At 45.3% G+C, this 631-nt stretch carries 1 pseudogene; it reads left to right on the forward strand.

Annotated elements, in window-relative coordinates:
* Window positions 1-631: pseudogene (locus R8N49_RS28185) on the forward strand (error-prone DNA polymerase); the annotation flags it as partial.

Consider the following 631-nt stretch of genomic DNA (forward strand, 5'->3'; position numbering starts at 1 on the left):
GCTTTCCTGAAGGCGTGCCGGAGGACATCAACCAAACCATCGAAAACGAACTGAGGTTGATAGAAGACCTCAAGTACCATTATTACTTTTTAACCATTCATGACATCGTCATGTTTGCTAAACAGCAAGGCATTCTTTATCAAGGCCGAGGATCAGCGGCGAATTCCGTCGTGTGTTACTGCTTAGAAATCACCGCCGTCGATCCAAGACAAATCTCCGTCTTGTTCGAACGATTTATCAGTAAGGAACGCAGAGAGCCACCAGATATCGACGTTGACTTCGAACACGAGCGCCGTGAAGAAGTCATTCAATACATTTATAAAAAATACGGGCGTGAGCGTGCCGCTCTTGCCGCAACAGTGATCAGTTATCGCTTCAAAAGTGCGGTACGTGAGGTCGGAAAAGCGTTAGGTATTGAAGAGACCCAATTGGATTTTTTCATCAAAAATGTTAACCGCCGAGACCGTAGCCAAGGTTGGCAAGCACAAATTATTGAGCTTGGTTTGCAACCGGAATCGCTAAAAGGTCAGCAGTTTATCCAACTGGTGAATGAGATCATTGGTTTTCATCGTCATCTTTCTCAGCATGTCGGCGGCTTCGTGATTTCATCTGGTCCATTGTATGAATTGGT

It is taken from the genome of Vibrio sp. 1978 (assembly GCF_033344345.1).